Source organism: Arthrobacter sp. HLT1-20 (assembly GCF_054510895.1).
This window is the reverse complement of sequence record NZ_JBTNDR010000010.1, coordinates 47,146-63,748: the sequence shown is the minus strand read 5'-3', so window position 1 is coordinate 63,748 and position 16,603 is coordinate 47,146. Positions and strand designations below refer to the sequence as shown.

Here is a 16,603-nt window from a genome sequence, read left to right as displayed (position 1 = left end):
AACACAGTTAAGGAACGGCCTCCGAGATATTTCACTGCATCTTTCCGATATTGTACAAACCATGCTTGTGTCCACAGTCTGCCTGGATCCGATGAGGTGACGCGGTCCACAGAATCATTCGGACTCGAATTTCTTGGAGTTTCGCGACATCATCTTGGCTGGCATGTGAACTCTCGATAGCATCCAACACGAGCATGGTCGAACACCAGTCCAGCCCCACTCTGAAGATGACGCGGGGGTCGATGATCACTGCATCGCTGGCCAGCCCCCTCTCCTTGGACAAACGAACAATCGATTCGGCAATGGGCATCTCACAAGGACAGACCAGAAGTCTTTGAGCCCCGACGTCCAATTCGGAGTGAAAGGACCCCGAAGTGTCCACCCATACGTGAAACCCGCCTTCCGGCAGTGATTTTTGATCTGAGTTTTCAGCCACCGGCGCTGTTCGCACCACGTCCGGCATCCCCAACCAAGAAACCAGGTCATCCAGAATGGAATCATTGGCAGGTGTCAGTTGTTGACCATCTGGACCCACCGCTTGCTCTAGAACCGTGGTCAAGGTCCTGGCGAGGGTCCAATCCAAGCTCAACGGCAACCTACTGTCAGGATTGGTGTCAAAGGCGTCTGTGGCCAGTCCAAGTTCTTCCACTGCCTCAGCAAGTACTGCGATTCTTGACTTGTCTGTCCCCCTGAAATCAATTTCCCACCATTCATCAACATTGGACTGGGTCATTTGGCCATCCATCTCAGCAACGGATCGTAGGTTCCTTGACGCGTCGTATCGCTCTTCAGCGCATCAATTGTCTTGGCTTTCTTCCAAGTTCCCCTTACATGGCCTGTGTTATCCGGAGTTATGAAGTCCTTGCCGTTCTTGAAGATTGGTTGTCCATAGGATTTCTCTCGTCCGGCCGATCGATAGCCCAAATATTGCGCTAGATCAGTAGCTTCGTCCTTATCCAGCCTACCTGCATTCGGCCCGGGAGGTCCTTTGAGGATTTTGTTGTAGACACTGTCGGCAGGCATCGAGCAGGTGTTGTGGACGAGGGTTTCGGTGGTGCCGACGTGGTATGTGTGGATGCCGTCGATGGACAGGTTGTAGGCGAGTGTATCGCGTTTGCTCTCGGGTTGGAGGGCGGTGATGGTTTGTGTGGCTCCGTTGGCGCCGAGTACTTGTTCGCCGGTGGCGAGTTCGTCGGCGCGTTCGAATTTTTGGTCGGTGACTGACCAGAAGGGGTGGTCTTCGGTGGTGGAGATGACTTGGCCGTCGATGATCAGGTCAAAGACCGTGTCTTCATGCACGAACATATGATCTACAGGTTTGGCTGCCTGCTCACCGGTCTCCGGGTCAGAGGCAATAACCGTGTCATTGACCTTGATGTCCTGAATCGCCGTGTGTGTTCCGTCAGCCATGAGCACTGTTGTGGCACCCGCGAAAGAGCACGCGGATGCTGCTGACTTAGCAATTGACTGGGGTGCTGGTGCTGGGCGGCTGACGGAGGCCAATGCCTTGGCGCCGTTGGTTTTCACGACTTGGGCGGAGGCTGCTGCTGCTTGTTTGCCTTGGGTGATCAGGCGTTGTCCGTAGGCGGCAGCTGATGAGGCCGCTTTGCCTGCCCCGGCGCCGAAGGCGGTTGATGCGATTTTGCCGATGAGAGCCCCGCCGAGGACACCCAGGCCGCCACCTAGGCCACCCCAGAGCGCTTCTTGAGCCATACCCTTGAAGAATTGCCCTACCGTGGGCGCTTTCTTGTTGCCGAGAGCGACGTCTACGGCCATGCCCGCGGCGTATCCTGCCGCGGCTGCTGCTGCACCCACCACGATTCCGCACACAACACTGGCAATACACCCCGCGACTGCTGCGGTAACAGCGACAACGACGACGACGGCAACAACGACCTTGACGATGGTTCCGGCGTTGTTCTTAACCCAACTTCCGAGGTCTTTGATCCAGGACAAGCCTGAGGGGTCGGAGTAGTTGATCGGGTCATTGGCGGAGTAGGCGTAGGGCGTGAAACCTTGCGGGTTGTCTGTTTGCAGGATGGGGTCGGGGCTGGTGAAGAGGCCGAGGACTGGGTCGAGGTCGCGTGCTCCGAGGTGGGTGAGGTTGCTGATCGAATCAGCGAGTCCGCCGATGTAGCCGTTGGTGGCCCCGAAACCGGCCGTGTTGGCGCCGTTGGTGCCAACACCTCGGGCAGTTGTTGGTGCTGTGGTGTAGGCGCCGGCCCCGGTGGCGGTTTGGGTGGCTCCGCGGGTGAGTCCCATGGGGTCGGTGTAGCGGGTGATGGCGGTGGTGTTCGTTGTCCCGTCAGTGGGCAGGAGCACGGTTTGGGCGGTGTCTACCCCGTCGCTGATGACGAAGGAGAGCTTGATAATACTGAGGGCTGCTGTGCGTTGGGCGACTGTTTTCCCAGCGAAAGTGTAGGTACAAGTCGCTGTCGTGAGGGTCGTATTTTTCGTGTTGTGGGCGGTCGTGCTACCCAGGGTCACCGTCGTACCAGTGCCATCAACCAAGGCAACAAGAGCCCCGGAACTGTCGTAGAACCGCTCACTCGCACTGCCCGCCACAGCAGGGTCAGGGGCAGGCGGGGTGCCTAGGGTGGCGGATGGGTTCGGGTTCACCGGGACAGTCGAGGCCCCAGTGCTGCTATTGAGGTGGCCATCAGGGGTGTAGCTCAGTGTTTCCCCGGCACGGTTGGTCATTTGCCCGGCAGCGTCCCACAGGAACGTCGATGTGGTTGCGGTCCCGGTGGCCGGTGTGGAGATCAGGGATTGGAGCTGGTGCGGGCCAGACTGCCCGGCCGGCTTGTAGGTGTAGTCCTCAGTAGCACCCAGGGCGCCGGTCGCGGTGAAGCGTTTGACCTGTGAGCGGTCCCCGGCAGGGGTGTAGCTGTAGGTCTGGGCGTAGGGTGCTGGCCCGCCAAGCCCGGCAATACTGGTTGAGGCGGGGGTGGGTGCTGTGGCACAGTTCTTGGTTGCTGGTGTCCAGACGGCGGCTAGGCGGGATGCGTAGTCGTAGTTGTAACACTGGTAGTCAGTGGGTGCGCCGGGTTTGTTCTCAAAGGTAGTGGCCCGAGACAGCAAGTTACCACCAGGAGTGTACTCGTAGCTGGTCTTACCCAGATCCGACACGACTGACTTGGCGGTGTTATTGCTCCACTGATTGGACAGCCGACCCGTGGTCGCATCCCAAGAGAAGTAGGTCTGGTTCCGCCCGGTCGTGGCCAGGGTGGGGCTGGAATAGTTCGCATCGTACTGTTGGAAGGTCGCCATCTGGCCCAAGTGCGTGTACTGGGTGTTGGCAACGATCGTGTCGTAATTCTGGTTATCCAGCGAGGACGGGTTCTCGAACGCGTCATAGCCGTAGTACAAGGTCTCAGCCGGCAACCCACCCAGGGCCGGGACGATCTCCTTACTCACTTGCCCGGTCTTAGTGTAGGTCCGGGTCGTGGTGTACGAACCAGCCAACGCACCAATCACCCCGGGGAGGGTGACCTTGGTCGTTTTAGGCTTGTAGGCCGCGTTGTAACCGGAAACATCGATCGTGACCGGCTGGTCATAGTTGGCCCCGTTAAACCGGGTCGAGGACGAGGGCTGGCCCTTCTTTTCCCCGTCAAAGCTCGTGGTGCTGATGACTTTCGCTGTCCCACCGGCCGGTGTCAGCGATTGGCTGATGACACGGTCAAGGGTGTCATAGCTGCTGATGCTGACCACCCCGAGGGCGTTCGTGGTGGAGGAGACCCGCCCTGAACTGTCATAGCTGATGGTGGAGGTGCCACTGTCGGGGTCTGTGGCGCTGCTTTGACGCCCGGCCGGGTCAAAAGCCCACGACCAAGAATTCCCAGCAGTGTCCGCCATGGACGTGTTCTGGCCCAAAGCATCGAAAGTGTAGCTGGTGGTGTCCGGGGTACCGGTGGCTGTGGCGCCTTTGTACTGTAGGCGGGAGACGATCTGGCCATCGGAGTTCACGACGATGCTGCGTGCCGCGTCGTTCCCTGGCCCGGTCAAGGTGGTGGTGTCAGCCCCGGCATAGGCAGCCTTGGTGGTCCACAGGGTTTGGTTGTCGTAGGCGAGGGCTGTGAACGCGGTGACGCGCCCTGCCCCGTCGTAAGCGTAGGTACTCGTGGAGGGCACAGCGATGGTGGGAATCATCAACGTGCCGCCGGGCTCGGTGCTCAAAAAGTAGTCATTGTTGACCCGTGATTTTGCGCCGGCTGAGTCGTAGAAGGTATCGGTGGCGATCGTTCCACCGCCGGGAGACATGTCCTGGGTTTGGCGTAGTCGTCCCAGCCCGTCATAGATCTCAAACGAGCTCATGGCTTGGTTGCCACCATTGATACTGGTGGTCTGCACCCAGGACGGGGCGTCCTGCTGGATCTTGTAGGTGGTGGCTTGGGTCGGTAGCGGGTTCGTGGCGACTGGGCGCATGGGATCCCAAACCCCGGTGACCCTGCCGGTGGCGTCGTAGCGGTAGGTGCTGGTGGAGCCGTTGGGATCTACTTCGCTCAGGACGCTTCCACGGACCGTGTCCATCGTCGTGGTGTTGGCCCATCCCAGCGGGTTCGTCGATACGACGCTGGTAGCCAGCCCGGCCGCAGGCGTGTAACTCGATGAGGTGACCCGCGGAGTACCTGTGCTGGAATCGGTGCTGGAAGTTTCTCGTCCCAACCCGTCATAGACGGTCGTGGGCCCGCTATGCCAGGTCTCCACGGCGCCACCGGTGATGGTGGTGGCGGTATCGGAGCGGCTCAGGTTGCCCTTCACCGGGGCCGTGTACCCGCTGCTGCCCGGTGTGGCACTGGTAGAGGCGTCAAAGAGGTTCCGGCTGGCCTTGAGAATCGGTGCGCCAGAGCCACCGCTAGTGTCGCAGGCCCCGGTACGTGTCGTGATGGTTGCCGGCAACGCGAGCAGGTTCAGTCCGGTGTTATCTGCGTAGCTGGTGCTGGTGCAGGTCGCCGGGTTGGGGCTCCCTGTCTCCGGAGAATCGGTTACCCCTACGGTTCGCCCATAGGAGTCAAAGTAGTTGGTGGTGCTGCTGGTGCGGGTTCCCACGCTTTGACCACTGGCAATGACCTTGGTGACCGATTTGGTTCCTGCATGTCGTGCCTGGGCCGCCCCGGTCCCTGCCGTGCCTGTCGCTGTCGGAGCCGAAGACCACGGAACGGTCACAGTGGAACTCAGCCGTGTGGTGGTATCGCCCAGGAAGGCTTGGGATTCAATCTGGGAGCCAGCCAACCAGGGAGAGTCCGTGATCAATGCCCCGTTAGTGGCTGTCACAGTGGTCGCGTGCAAGCCGCCTGTCGTGTTGGAAGGGGTGCCATCAAATCCGCGCAAATATGTGGCCAGGGTGGTTTGGTTCGCCCCGGCGGGGGCGTTGCCCACAATGGTCTTCACCTGTGTCCAGCCGGCAAGAGCCGACCAGGTGATTTGGGATCCGCCACTGCCTGCAACATACTTCGGGCCAGCATACTTCCAGCCAGGCGCACCCAGGTACTGGTAGTTAGTGACCAGGTTCAAGCTGCCGGACGCCCCCGGGCCAGCATCGCTGGTGACGGTCGCAACGGGGTAGATGTGGAAGTAGTCCATGCGGGCTGCTTGCGGGATGGGGACCATGGGCGCCCACCATTGCGGGAAGCACCGCTTCGTGTTCGTCTCCGGTGAAGCAGGCAGGTTCGATGGTGAACATTCCTGAGCCATATAGACCACCGAGATCGTCGCTCCGGTAACGGTCTTAATCACTGAGAGCCGGTACCGGTTCAGCTGGGCCAGACCGTCCAGAACCCACACCCTGTTTTGCATGGGCTGCCCCCTAAACACCACGGGAGGGTCACTGATTGCACCACCAACACCGGTAAGGGTGTTAGCGCCCTGGTGAGTCAGGGAATCCATCCACAACGCAGGACTGAGCCCGTCCCCCGGGTTGGGCATCGTGTGCGCCAACGTCCATACGTCAGCGTTCTGATAGGTGGCCCCGACCAGGGTTTGGGTGGTAACAGTCTTCAGTCGCTGATCGGTGTAGAACGTGGCCGAGGACGTCGCGCACGTCCCCGTGGCGGCACAGCTGTACGTGGTTGGAACATCCGTTCCGGCAGCACAATCAACCCCTGTGCAACGGCCCGTGTAGTCCAAGGAGACCCGCAGCGGGGCGGAAGCACCGAGCTCGGCACCAGCCCGCATGCCGTAGTCAATGCGCGCCAGACGACTGGCCCGCACATAGGACTTCAAGGCCCCTGTCCCGGCCTGCGAGGAGTAGTTGTTGCCATCCTGGGTGTAGTAGAACGCTTGAGTGTTCCCTTGCACATCCACCACATAGTCCAAGTTCCAGGCGTAGGCCTGCGGACACAGGGACGCCGCAAACGTCCCGGCCCAACATGGCTGGGACGCGTTGGCAGCCCCCACAGGGACAGTGTCAGCCGAGTTCGTAGTTGCTTGCCCCGCAACCCACCCGGGCAGGCGGTTCTTGCCAAAGAAGTATTGGGTTCCCGACGTGTCCGTTACTTTCCAGTGGCCGCCGTCATGGGTGCCGTTACTGCCGGCAGCGGTGAGGTACTCAATTTTCGTGTTGTCATCGTTTTGAAGTTTGTAGACACCTGTGGTGGCGTCCTTGATGACTTTCCCTGACCGACCACCAAAAGCAATCGTGAATTGTTGCCCTCCAGGGGAACCGCACAGATCATAGGACCCGGTGACACCTTGATCCATGCAGGGGGTGAAGTTTTGCCGGATGGTCCCGGCCCCGGCCAATGACCAGCCATCACCCACGACCGAGGCTTGGTTATTCGTTGAGCTAGTCAACCCATCCACCATGGAGGAGTCATAAGCCAAGGCCACTGACGGTGAGCCACCGGCAGGTGCTTCACGCAGCGTGAACGGGTAACTCCAGGTGAAGGAACCACTCTGCCCGGAAACACCCCACTCTCCCGAGGAAACCCCGGGCAGGGCCGCGAAATCGCCGGAACCCTTACCGCCGCCAGGGGCAACAACACTGCGGAGCGAGGCCTTCTGAATCTGAACCCCAGCTTTGCCGCCCCCACCTGCGGTATCGCCGGTGGGGGGTTGGTCGGCGGCTTGCATCGACGCAGCCCAAGGAACCGCAGGGACCTCGGTGATCTCGGCTGGGCGTTCATTGGCCCAACTCGTGTCCTGCTGCGGTGTGACAGCCAACGCGACCAAACCTGCCGAAGTCACAGCCAATGACGCCGCCGTCACGGCAGCCATCACGGTGGTGCGCAGGCGCCCCCACCGCTGATGATTGCCCGGGACTGGAAATGAGGTGTGTGTGGTCATTTCTTTACTCCGAACTCATTGCCGAACTGCTGTTTGGCTACGGTGAACTGGGCATCAGTGAGGACCCCGCTGGTGAGGATCGGGTTGAAAATTTGGCCCTTGAACTGGCTGGCCCCGCCGGGGCCGGAAGCGCCTAGTAGTACCGGTTGGGATGGTGGTGAACCAAGGTGGGACGCTGTTGTGGTAGCTACTGTCCAAGTCTGGGTGAACCCTGTCGTGGTCAAGGTGATCCGCAGCTGCCGGTTAATACGATCCGAGACCGCAGCCACGTAGTACCAGGATCCGGCCCCGATAGTGTCGGCGGCCGCCACCGTTTCCTGGCCCGCACCCGCGATACCTGAGTATTGGGCCAGTTCAGCCAACCCTCCAGCACCAAGACGCAACGCCGCACCGGGCGATCCGGCCCCGGCCATCTGTGTCACCAAGGACTGCACCGCCCCGGTGTTCGGGGTCGTGGCGCAAAACCAGCCGGCCATGGAAAAGCTCTGGGACGTGTCCACGGCCGCGGTCGGCGTCGTGGCATAATCCCCGCCCGTGGTTAGCTGCAGTGCGGGACGCACGTCAGGATCCGTGCCGTCACTATCGACCGAGCCGGCACACCCATTGGCCACGGGACGTCCGTTCATCGTCTCAATATTCACCAGTGAAGCCCCACCAACCAGCGACACCGGCAACACCGTGGTGGGCAGCACCGCAGGGGAAGCAGGAACACTGAACTTGAAATTCACCGCTTCACTATGGACTTGGGAATTGACATTCATGGCTGTATCGAAAGCCCACACCGTCACGGTGGTTGTCTCGGCCACCGCCGCCACCGTGATCTGGGCACTGTCCCCACAGACCACAACAAAATTCTTCAATCTCGCCCCGCAGGACAGATTCGCCGGATAGGAGGTCTCTGGCTGCCCCGGTGAGACCGCGTACACGAAACCCTTCACATCGTAAGATTTCAACTTGTCAGTCGGCTTGCCCTTGCCCAAGGTGAATGTATAGGGCGTTTCTCCCACCACACCCGCCGGATCCATCGGATTCGTCGTCGACGGGTTATTGATGCTTGCCGTCACCGCGGTAATAGCCGGGGGCGGGGGAGGCGCTGTATCGACCGTAAAATCGAAACGCATCGCCGCCGATGAGGACCCTAGTTGATCGGCGGCCTGTCCTTCTAAGTAGTACTTTCCCGCGGGCAAATACTTTGTTTTCCACATCACGTGGCCACCGGATCCTGCCGTCCACAGGGGCTCAGCGGTGGAATCCCAGGCCTTTCCGCTAAGGTCGCGCACGGTGAGGTAGACCTTGATGGCCCATCCTGCATCACCGTCAGGATCGCTGGCGACAATATCGAAGGTCGGCTCGTTTAGTCGTGTCACGAATTCTGAAGCCCACGGCGTACCAGTCCAGAGGGCATTGTTCACTGTCCAGACGCCCGGGGCGTTCGGTGGCGTGTTGTAGGTCACGCGCAGGATAGCGTCATTGGCGAACCGCTTCCACCCCAACGGATCAGACTCATTGCTGGCCACCAAAGCGACCACCACCGCGTTAGAGGTCCTCAACGATCCCTCAGCCGCAGCCATGTCAAAACTCACCGTCCCCTGATCACACCCGGGGTACCCCTTGGCAACTGTTTGGGTGCTGAATTTTTGCAGCAGCCCCGGCTGGGTGTTCCATGTCGTGCTGGAGTTAATCGCGCCGGCAATATACGCACTCACCGGGGTAGGTGTGCACGACGCAGCCCATGTCTCCACCACGTCCATCCGTGCCGACAGGATGACTTTGCCAGCCAACGGGTTGGTCGCGAACTGGTAGAAAGTGCGGGTTGTGTGGGACTTGCCATCCCCCGACCACGACGAGGGTAGGAAACCGACATGGCCGGTGGAGTCGGTGTATTGACCATTCCAATAGGAAGTGCTGGGGTAGCCCGAATCCACGTACAAATACGACACCCGCACTGTCGACCAGTCCGGGTCGACATAGATCGGAAACACCAGACCCGGTGAGGACAAAATCTCATCCATCCCGAACACCTGCGTCTGTTTCCCTGCCTCCGCCCCGAGGCTGAGCTTGAAAGGCCGTGTCAGGCCCGGGCCGCCCGAATCCAGGGCCGAAGCACCACGCTGGGAGGAGTCCCACCACTGCCCGGCCGCTGTCCGCAGCTCCGTTTCCCCCGAATCCTTACCCTTGGCTTCAAGCCCGCCAGTACCGGTGTCATGCACAGTGGTATTGCCAGAATCAAGGAAAATCCGCATCTGCACCACCCGAGGATCCTTCGCCGCATCAGCCGTAGCGATCTTCAAGACCTGAGACACACCGGATTCGTGCGCGATCTGAATCAAATCAACACCAGGAAGCACCGACCGATACGTTGCCGTGTTGTCCTTGATCACCGGGGCGGGCAGGTTGCCGAAAGGCCACGACTGCTGCAAAACATGCCCTGCCTTGTCATCCAGTGTCGACATCGCCGCAGACCCGCCAGCACCAAGAGTCACACCCACCGGCACCATCTCTGGCTTGATCACCTTCACACCATTTTCGGTGGAAGCAACAAGATCCGTAGAGATCTCCTGCCACCCGACGGCCGTTTCCATCCGCACCGGCTCGGTATTCATGGTCTTCGTGAACGACCCATCAGGGTGCGCCACAGTAATTTCCAACGGCGTCGTGGCAACATCAACCACCACATCCTTGCCCGTCGAGACAGCCTCCCCCTGGGCGGCCGCCTCCGTAACTGGCCCGGTCACCGTCACTGGTGGCACTTCCTGGGCAACCGCAGCAGACAACCCCGCCCCACCCGCCAGACCAAAGCACAAGGACAAAGACAAAACTAGGCGCCCAAAAACACCGGCAGGAACTCTCATGAAATCGCTTTCTTCAGCCAAACGGAGTCAGCCCACTAAGGAAGAAAGCAATCAAATCCCCAAATACTCTGACGTGCTGAGAAAAACCTATACGCCACCTGAGAGTTTGTAGTAAAAAAGTTCAAAGATGACAGCCCTCATCCCCAGACACCCCAAGACCTCCCGGCTGCCGAGGCCGCACAGCTCCACCACGAACACCATCCAAATTATTGCCCACCCACAATCCGACAGCTGTGGGACACAAACCGAGACAACAGCAATGAGGCCGCAATCGACTAGGTACTGCCAGCACATATTCACTTCTGCAACGGTCCCAGTTGCTGGTTGCCTATGTCCGGTTTGCCGTCGACAACCTTGCCTTCACGGCGCTCTGCACGCAACGAGCTACCAGCTACCAGCTAATGGAACATATACGGACAATGGCAGTTCCAGAAAGACGAGTATCCGAGTCTACTGCGTTCCGGTAGCTGGCTGAACTCGGACTAGAAAGCCATCATTGGCCCCGACTTCGACCACTTGACTTAGTCACCCGTATAGTGGTTTCCGTCAAGCGATGTGCCAACTTCAACCGGTAATAGTGTCCGCATGAGTTTCCCCTGCGGACAAGGGATGCTGCGAAGACATCTACTGAAATTCTGTGAAGAGCATTTCTGACAAATCAGGCGTGTGAACACGACTCCTGACTTTTGTGCACTTGCCTTCGGAAAATGACAGCCGAGCAGCAATTCGGTGAATGCCTCCGGCACAACCGGCCAGTCAAAGTCGGTGCGCGGGTAGCCCTCCAACTCCCGCAGCGAGAACGGCAGGGACGCATCCAATGCATGGCCGTCCATCAAGGCTGCTTCCTCCGCCACGGGTGCACCCACCAGTGTGGGGTTGTAGGAGTTGATGCCGTACCAGTCAATGGGGGTTGAAATGGTGGCCAGATCGCCGTCGGGGATCGGGGGCAGGAACGGCGCCAATTCTTCCGGGTAGGCACCCGTGAGGATGGGGTCGGCAAAGATCCAATTGGCGATGGTGTCGTACAGCCCGGCCGCCTGCAGATCCTCCTCGTGCTCGCTGGCCGGCCACGTGGCCGCGTGATTGTTGGCAATGCCAATGTTGCCCGCCCCTGCCGCGCGCAGGGCCTGCACCCCCAGTCCGTGGGCCAGCAACAAGTGGTGGGCTGCGGGCAGAGCCTCAAAACCCAGTGCGAGTCCCGGCGCCTGGATGCCCGCACCATAGCCCAACATGGTCAAAACGACGGGTTCGTTGATGGTGATCCAGCGCGGAATCCTGTCGGCAAAGTGTTGGCCAACAAGGTGCGCGTAGTCGGCAAAACGGCTGGCAGTGTCGCGATTGAGCCAGCCCCCGCCCTGTTCGAGTTCCAGAGGGGTGTCCCAGTGGAACAGCGTGGGGCTAGGTGCGATGCCCGCTGCCAGCAGGCCGTCAATGAGCCGGTCATAGAAATCCAGGCCAGCCGGATTCACCGCCCCGGACCCGCCCGGCTGGATGCGGGACCAGGAGAAGCTGAAACGGTAGGCGTCAATTCCCAGCTCAGCCATGAGGGCAGTGTCCTGCGGATAGCGGTGGTAGTGGTCGCAGGCAACACTGCCGGTGTCGCCATGGGCTATTCGGCCGGGCTCGGTGACAAAGGCGTCCCAGCTCGAGGGCCCGCGGCCGTCTTCGGCGACTGCACCTTCAATCTGGTACGCGGCCGTGGAAACTCCCCACACAAAATCGCTGGGGAAGTGCGGAAACGTGAGCTTGTCCATGGCGACCTTTCGATGACGACCCTGGGCATGAGCCTCACCGATGAAAGGGGTTGCCGTCAAGGGTTGGCGCCTTGGTTACAGGTTGAAGCTTGCCCGGATGGCAAGGTGGTCGCTGGATCCTGCCGGCAACACGGAGTTGGAGGTGGCCGTCATGCCACGGGCCAAGACATGGTCCAGCCTGGTGACCGGCAAGGGGGAGGCGGGCCACGTAAACCCGGCCAGGCCGCCGTCCTGCGCGGGTTCCGCCAAGTGCTCGGTGAGGGCGGAAAAGTATTTGTCTGTTGATGCCGCATTGAAGTCGCCCACCACAATGACCTTTTCGCTTGGGTCCGCGGCTATGATCTGGGCCAGTGCTGTCAGCATGGTGTCCCTGTCGGCATGTTCCAGGGGGCGTGCCGAGGCCGCGTGCACCACATAGATGCGGACCAGACCTGCGGGGGTGTCAAGGTCGGCGGACAAGGCCCGGTTCCAGCCCAGGCCCAGGCCCTGCGGGGAGGCATTGCGGATGGGGTAGGTGCTCCACAGCCCCACTGTGCCAATGCGGTAGGAATACTCGTAGTGCGGGGTGAGTTCGGCGTCCACCGAGTCCCGGGATGCGCCGTCGATCTCCTGCAGGGCAAGCACTTGGGCGCCCGTGGCGGCCAGGCTCCTGGCGGATTCGGCCGCCGTGCCGGATTCTGCCTGCAGGTTCTGGCTAACAACAGTCACGGAGGTGGCCGCTGCCTCAGGTGCCGACCAGGCCAGGGGAACCATGCTGGGGACAAAAAGCAGCGACCAAACCACTGCCGGGACCAAAATTGCAAGGGTGAGGTGTTTGCGGCGCGCTGCGAACGCCAGCAGGCCAAGGACGGGAATGAGGGCACCAAACCAGATGAGCCCCGAATCCACAATGAGCCCCAATCCGGCGGTTTCCGGAAGCCACGAATGGCCCAGCAAGATGATGGTCACGGCAAGAGAACCGGCCAGCACCACAAGGTTCAGGACCGGTCGCGTCCGGGACCGTCGCGGGGGGCTGTGGTGTTCCTGAAGCGATGCCATCGGATCAACGTTGTCACGAGATTGTGAACGAAAGCTGAGAGGGAGCTGGCGTTTACTGTGGCGGGTCGTGGACTGAGCGTCGGTAGCTACTGGGCGTGAAGCCCAGGAATCGCTGGAAATCATTGGCAAGATGGGCATGGTCTGCGTAGCCCAGGTCGGCGGCGATCCCAGCCAGATCAAGCCCCGGGTGGGTCCTGACCGTGTCGGCGGCCTCCTGCAGGCGCCGTCGTCGAATCAAGGCAGCCGGACTCAGCCCCACATACTTCTTGGCCAGTCGTTGTAGTGTCCGTGGCGACACCGCCAGCAGTTGCGCGGCGTCCTCGATCCGGACCACCTCCGGCGAGGAGGCAATGACGTCCGCCATGGAATTGGCCAGCAAGGCTTCGGAGGAGACCTCGGCAACGGTTTCCAGAAGCCACGCCGTGAATGCCTCAACGGCATCGCTGCGGCACCGGGCGGGGTCGGGGCCAGCCATTGCTTCAATCACAGCGCAATGCAAGGCTGGCAGCTCCAGGACCATCTCGCGGTCACGCAAGGCGGCCGGATCCGAGGTGAATGCGGGAATGGTGGCTGGGCGCAACAGCGCGCCAACGGCCCACCCCCGTGCTGTGAGATCGCGGTGAGAGGTGCGCGTGGTGGGGCCGGAGAACTCCACCGCGTGGGGCTGAACCACCAGATTGGACGCGGCAAAGGCTATCAACTGCTGCCGGGAGGAACGGCCCGGGTCAATGTCCCATTCCGGGATCCAAAACCACTGCACCAGGTCCTTGACCGAATCGGGTGCGGGCAGGCGGTGGAATGTTGGCAACCGGGTGGGGTACAGGATGCCTTTATACGGAGTCGCCACGTGCCGAGTCTACGCGTTTGCCTTGCCGGACACCGTTGCCTTGCTGGAAAACGTGTGCCCGCTGGCACCCTTGTCCGCCGGACAGTGTTCCACCTAGACTGCGGGTAACAGGGCAGGTGGCAAACACCCAGCGCCGAGGAGCCTCCCTGAAACTCGCTGCATAGAGGGGAAAACCATGGGACACAAACCTGTCACGTCCAGCATTGAGGTGGCCAACCGCAGCCTCGAACAGACTCTGCCGTTTGGGGACACGCGCGACTTTGAGGATGCGCAGAGGGGCTTCATTGCCAAGCTCGAACCGGCCGTCATCTACTCCGCCACCGGCACCCCCGTGTGGGACAACGACAGCTACGACTTTTTGGCCGGACCAGCCCCGGCGTCCGTGAACCCGAGCCTGTGGCGGCAGTCGAAACTCACAGCCATGCAGGGCTTGTATGAGGTTGTTCCGGGCATCTATCAGGTCCGGGGCCTTGATCTCTCCAACATCACCTTCGTTGAAGGGGACAGTGGCGTCATTGTCATTGATCCGCTGATTTCCTCCGAGACGGCGGCCGCCTCCCTGGCCATGTACCACAAGCACCGCGGGGAACGGCCTGTGGTGGCCGTCATTTATACCCACAGCCATTTGGACCACTTTGGTGGCGTTTTCGGCGTCACATCCCAGGCCGCCGTCGATGCCGGTGAGGTCCAGGTCATTGCTCCCGAAGGTTTGGTGGCCCACGCCGTGGCAGAAAACATCTACGCCGGCACGGCCATGGGCCGCCGGGCCGGCTACATGTACGGCGCGGCACTGCCCCGCGGGCCCTTCGGAGCGGTGGGAGCCGGCCTAGGCCAGACAACGTCCACGGGGGAGATCGGACTGATTGTGCCCACGATCGATGTGAAAGAGACCGGCCAGAAGCTCACGGTGGACGGCGTGGAGATGGAGTTCCAGATGGCGCCGGGCAGTGAAGCGCCGGCGGAGATGCACTTTTACTTTCCCCGATACCGAGCCCTCTGCATGGCGGAGAACGCCACCCACACTTTGCACAATATCCTGACCCTGCGCGGAGCACTGGTTCGGGACCCGCGGCTGTGGTCACGGTACCTGACCGAGGCACTGGACACCTTCGGCGAACGCAGCGACGTCGCCTTTGCCTCGCACCACTGGCCCACGTGGGGAACCGGGAATGTGGCGACGTTCCTGGCAACCCAGCGGGATCTTTACGCCTATCTGCACGACCAGACGCTGCGATACATGAACCAGGGGCACACGGGCGCCGAAATCGCCGAGATGTTCGTGCTGCCGCCGGCCTTGGAAAATTCCTGGAATGCGCGCGGCTACTACGGGTCCGTCAGCCACAACGTCAAGGCGATCTATCAGCGCTACATGGGCTGGTTTGATGCCAACCCTGCACGGTTGTGGCAGCATCCGCCGCAAGAACAGGCCCAACGGTATGTTGCCGCCATGGGGGGCCCGGAACGCGTGCTGGAGCTTGCCCAAGAAGCCTTCAGCGCCGGTGACTTCCGGTGGGCGGCAACCCTGCTGGATCATGCGATCTTCACTGACCCCGAGGACCAAGGTGCCCTCTCGCTTCAGGCGGACACCCTAGAACAGTTGGGCTATGGGGCCGAAAATGGAACCTGGCGCAACTTCTTCCTGATGGGAGCGCTGGAGCTGCGAGAGGGCAACTTGGGTACGCCGGCCACGCCCAACGCCCCTGCCATCAGGGCCCAACTCACCCCGGAACAGATCTTTGATGCGATGGCGATCTCCGTCGACGGCCCCCGGGCCTGGGATCTTGAACTTTCAGTGGGAGTCACCCTGACCGATTTGGGGGTGAGCTACCTGCTGACCCTGCGCAACGGTGTGCTGATCAACAGGAAGACTGCTGTGGAGAATGCCCAGGCCACGTTGACTCTCAGCAAAGCGCGATTGATGGCCCTGCTCGCAGGGGACTTCGCCTCGCCGGGCGTCGACATTGGCGGCGATGCCTCAGTGCTGACCACCTTGCTGGGCGTCATGGAGCAGGGCGATCCCGGGTTCAACATCGTTGTGCCCTGATGGTGGGGGCAGCCCGCCACACAAGACTCCGGCCGTCATGAAGGCTGTCGTGAAAGTACAAGCTTTGCGGCGGCTGCCCTGAGTAGTCTTTCTTTCATGACTGAGAACAAGAGTACCGAACTGACCACAGCAGCCGACGGCGAATTCACCAACCACGGGATCCCGCACGGTTTCACATCCCTGACGCCGTTCCTGGCCATCCCGGGTGCCAAGGAAGCGCTCGCATTCTATGAAAAAGTGTTTGGCGCCCGCTTGCTGGGTGTCACCGAGTTCGACGGCGTGGTGGTGCACGCCGAGCTCGACTTTGGCCAGGGCCGCCTGCAGATTGGCGAACCGAGCCCCAGCTACCACCTGGTTCCGGCCCCGGCAGGGGACAGTGACTGCTATTCGGTGGGCTTCTACTGTCAGGATGTTGACGCCGTGGTGGCCCAGGCGCAGCAGGCCGGTGCCATAATCCGGGAGCCTGTCACCAACTTTGTCTCCGGCGACCGCTACGCCAGCATCAGGGACCCCTTCGGTGTCAGATGGTCCATCATGACCCGGGTTCAGGACCTGTCCGAGGCTGAAAGTGCGCAGCGGGTTGCCGATTGGGCGGCGTCGCAATAGCAGGCCCAGAATGTGGCGGGCCATGGCGTTCTGGCTACTCAGGTACCACGCCTTGGTGTGCGGGCTTCAAATATCGAGTACTGACCACTCGAGTCATCCGCCGTGGCGGAGGCTTAGTCTTCAGACAGCACACAGAGGTGTGCTGGTATTCACAGGAATGCCCGTGCCCGATTGACTG

Annotated in this window: 8 protein-coding genes; 2 read left to right on the top strand and 6 right to left on the bottom strand. The window is 61.0% G+C overall.

Annotated features, from left to right (window positions below; genetic code table 11):
- Positions 1-31: 31 nt before the first annotated feature.
- The 6 genes from ACX80Q_RS07680 to ACX80Q_RS07655 form a co-directional block, all read right to left on the bottom strand.
- A complete protein-coding gene (locus ACX80Q_RS07680) occupies positions 32-733 on the bottom strand; it encodes a hypothetical protein (RefSeq protein ID WP_459329939.1) in 702 nt (233 codons plus the stop codon).
- Positions 730-7,284 carry a polymorphic toxin-type HINT domain-containing protein gene (locus ACX80Q_RS07675; RefSeq protein WP_459329938.1) on the bottom strand — a complete coding sequence of 2,185 codons (6,555 nt, stop codon included), beginning with the start codon at positions 7,282-7,284 and terminating at the stop codon, positions 730-732. The genes ACX80Q_RS07680 and ACX80Q_RS07675 overlap by 4 nt, the downstream gene beginning before the upstream one ends.
- Entirely contained in the window at positions 7,281-10,157 is a 2,877-nt protein-coding gene (locus ACX80Q_RS07670; protein ID WP_459329937.1) for a hypothetical protein, read from the bottom strand. Before ACX80Q_RS07670 ends, ACX80Q_RS07675 begins: the two co-directional genes overlap by 4 nt.
- Before the next feature lie 500 nt (positions 10,158-10,657).
- Positions 10,658-11,950 (bottom strand): glycoside hydrolase family 1 protein, encoded by a 1,293-nt coding sequence (locus ACX80Q_RS07665; RefSeq protein ID WP_459329936.1) that lies wholly within the window; start codon positions 11,948-11,950, stop codon positions 10,658-10,660.
- 15 nt (positions 11,951-11,965) lie between these two features.
- Positions 11,966-12,928: an endonuclease/exonuclease/phosphatase family protein gene (locus tag ACX80Q_RS07660; protein WP_459329935.1), complete on the bottom strand. Its 963-nt coding sequence runs from the start codon at positions 12,926-12,928 to the stop codon at positions 11,966-11,968.
- A gap of 52 nt (positions 12,929-12,980) precedes the next feature.
- The gene (locus tag ACX80Q_RS07655) at positions 12,981-13,775 is read right to left on the bottom strand and encodes an AraC family transcriptional regulator (protein WP_459329934.1); all 795 of its coding nucleotides are present in this window, start codon (positions 13,773-13,775) and stop codon (positions 12,981-12,983) included.
- A 175-nt stretch (positions 13,776-13,950) separates the two neighbouring features.
- Here ACX80Q_RS07655 and ACX80Q_RS07650 point away from each other — a divergent pair, with 175 nt between their 5' ends.
- Together ACX80Q_RS07650 and ACX80Q_RS07645 are read left to right on the top strand one after the other, a co-directional pair.
- Positions 13,951-15,819 (top strand): alkyl/aryl-sulfatase, encoded by a 1,869-nt coding sequence (locus ACX80Q_RS07650; protein ID WP_459329933.1) that lies wholly within the window; start codon positions 13,951-13,953, stop codon positions 15,817-15,819.
- Positions 15,820-15,915: 96 nt separating this feature from the next.
- The gene (locus ACX80Q_RS07645) at positions 15,916-16,425 is read left to right on the top strand and encodes a VOC family protein (RefSeq protein WP_459329932.1); all 510 of its coding nucleotides are present in this window, start codon (positions 15,916-15,918) and stop codon (positions 16,423-16,425) included.
- Positions 16,426-16,603 lie beyond the last annotated feature (178 nt).

Coding starts and splice junctions, on each gene's coding strand:
- ACX80Q_RS07680 (WP_459329939.1), bottom strand. CDS start 733: ATGACCCAGTCCAATGTTGATGAATGGTGGGAAATTGATTTCAGGGGG.
- ACX80Q_RS07675 (WP_459329938.1), bottom strand. CDS start 7,284: ATGACCACACACACCTCATTTCCAGTCCCGGGCAATCATCAGCGGTGG.
- ACX80Q_RS07660 (WP_459329935.1), bottom strand. CDS start 12,928: ATGGCATCGCTTCAGGAACACCACAGCCCCCCGCGACGGTCCCGGACG.
- ACX80Q_RS07650 (WP_459329933.1), top strand. CDS start 13,951: ATGGGACACAAACCTGTCACGTCCAGCATTGAGGTGGCCAACCGCAGC.
- ACX80Q_RS07645 (WP_459329932.1), top strand. CDS start 15,916: ATGACTGAGAACAAGAGTACCGAACTGACCACAGCAGCCGACGGCGAA.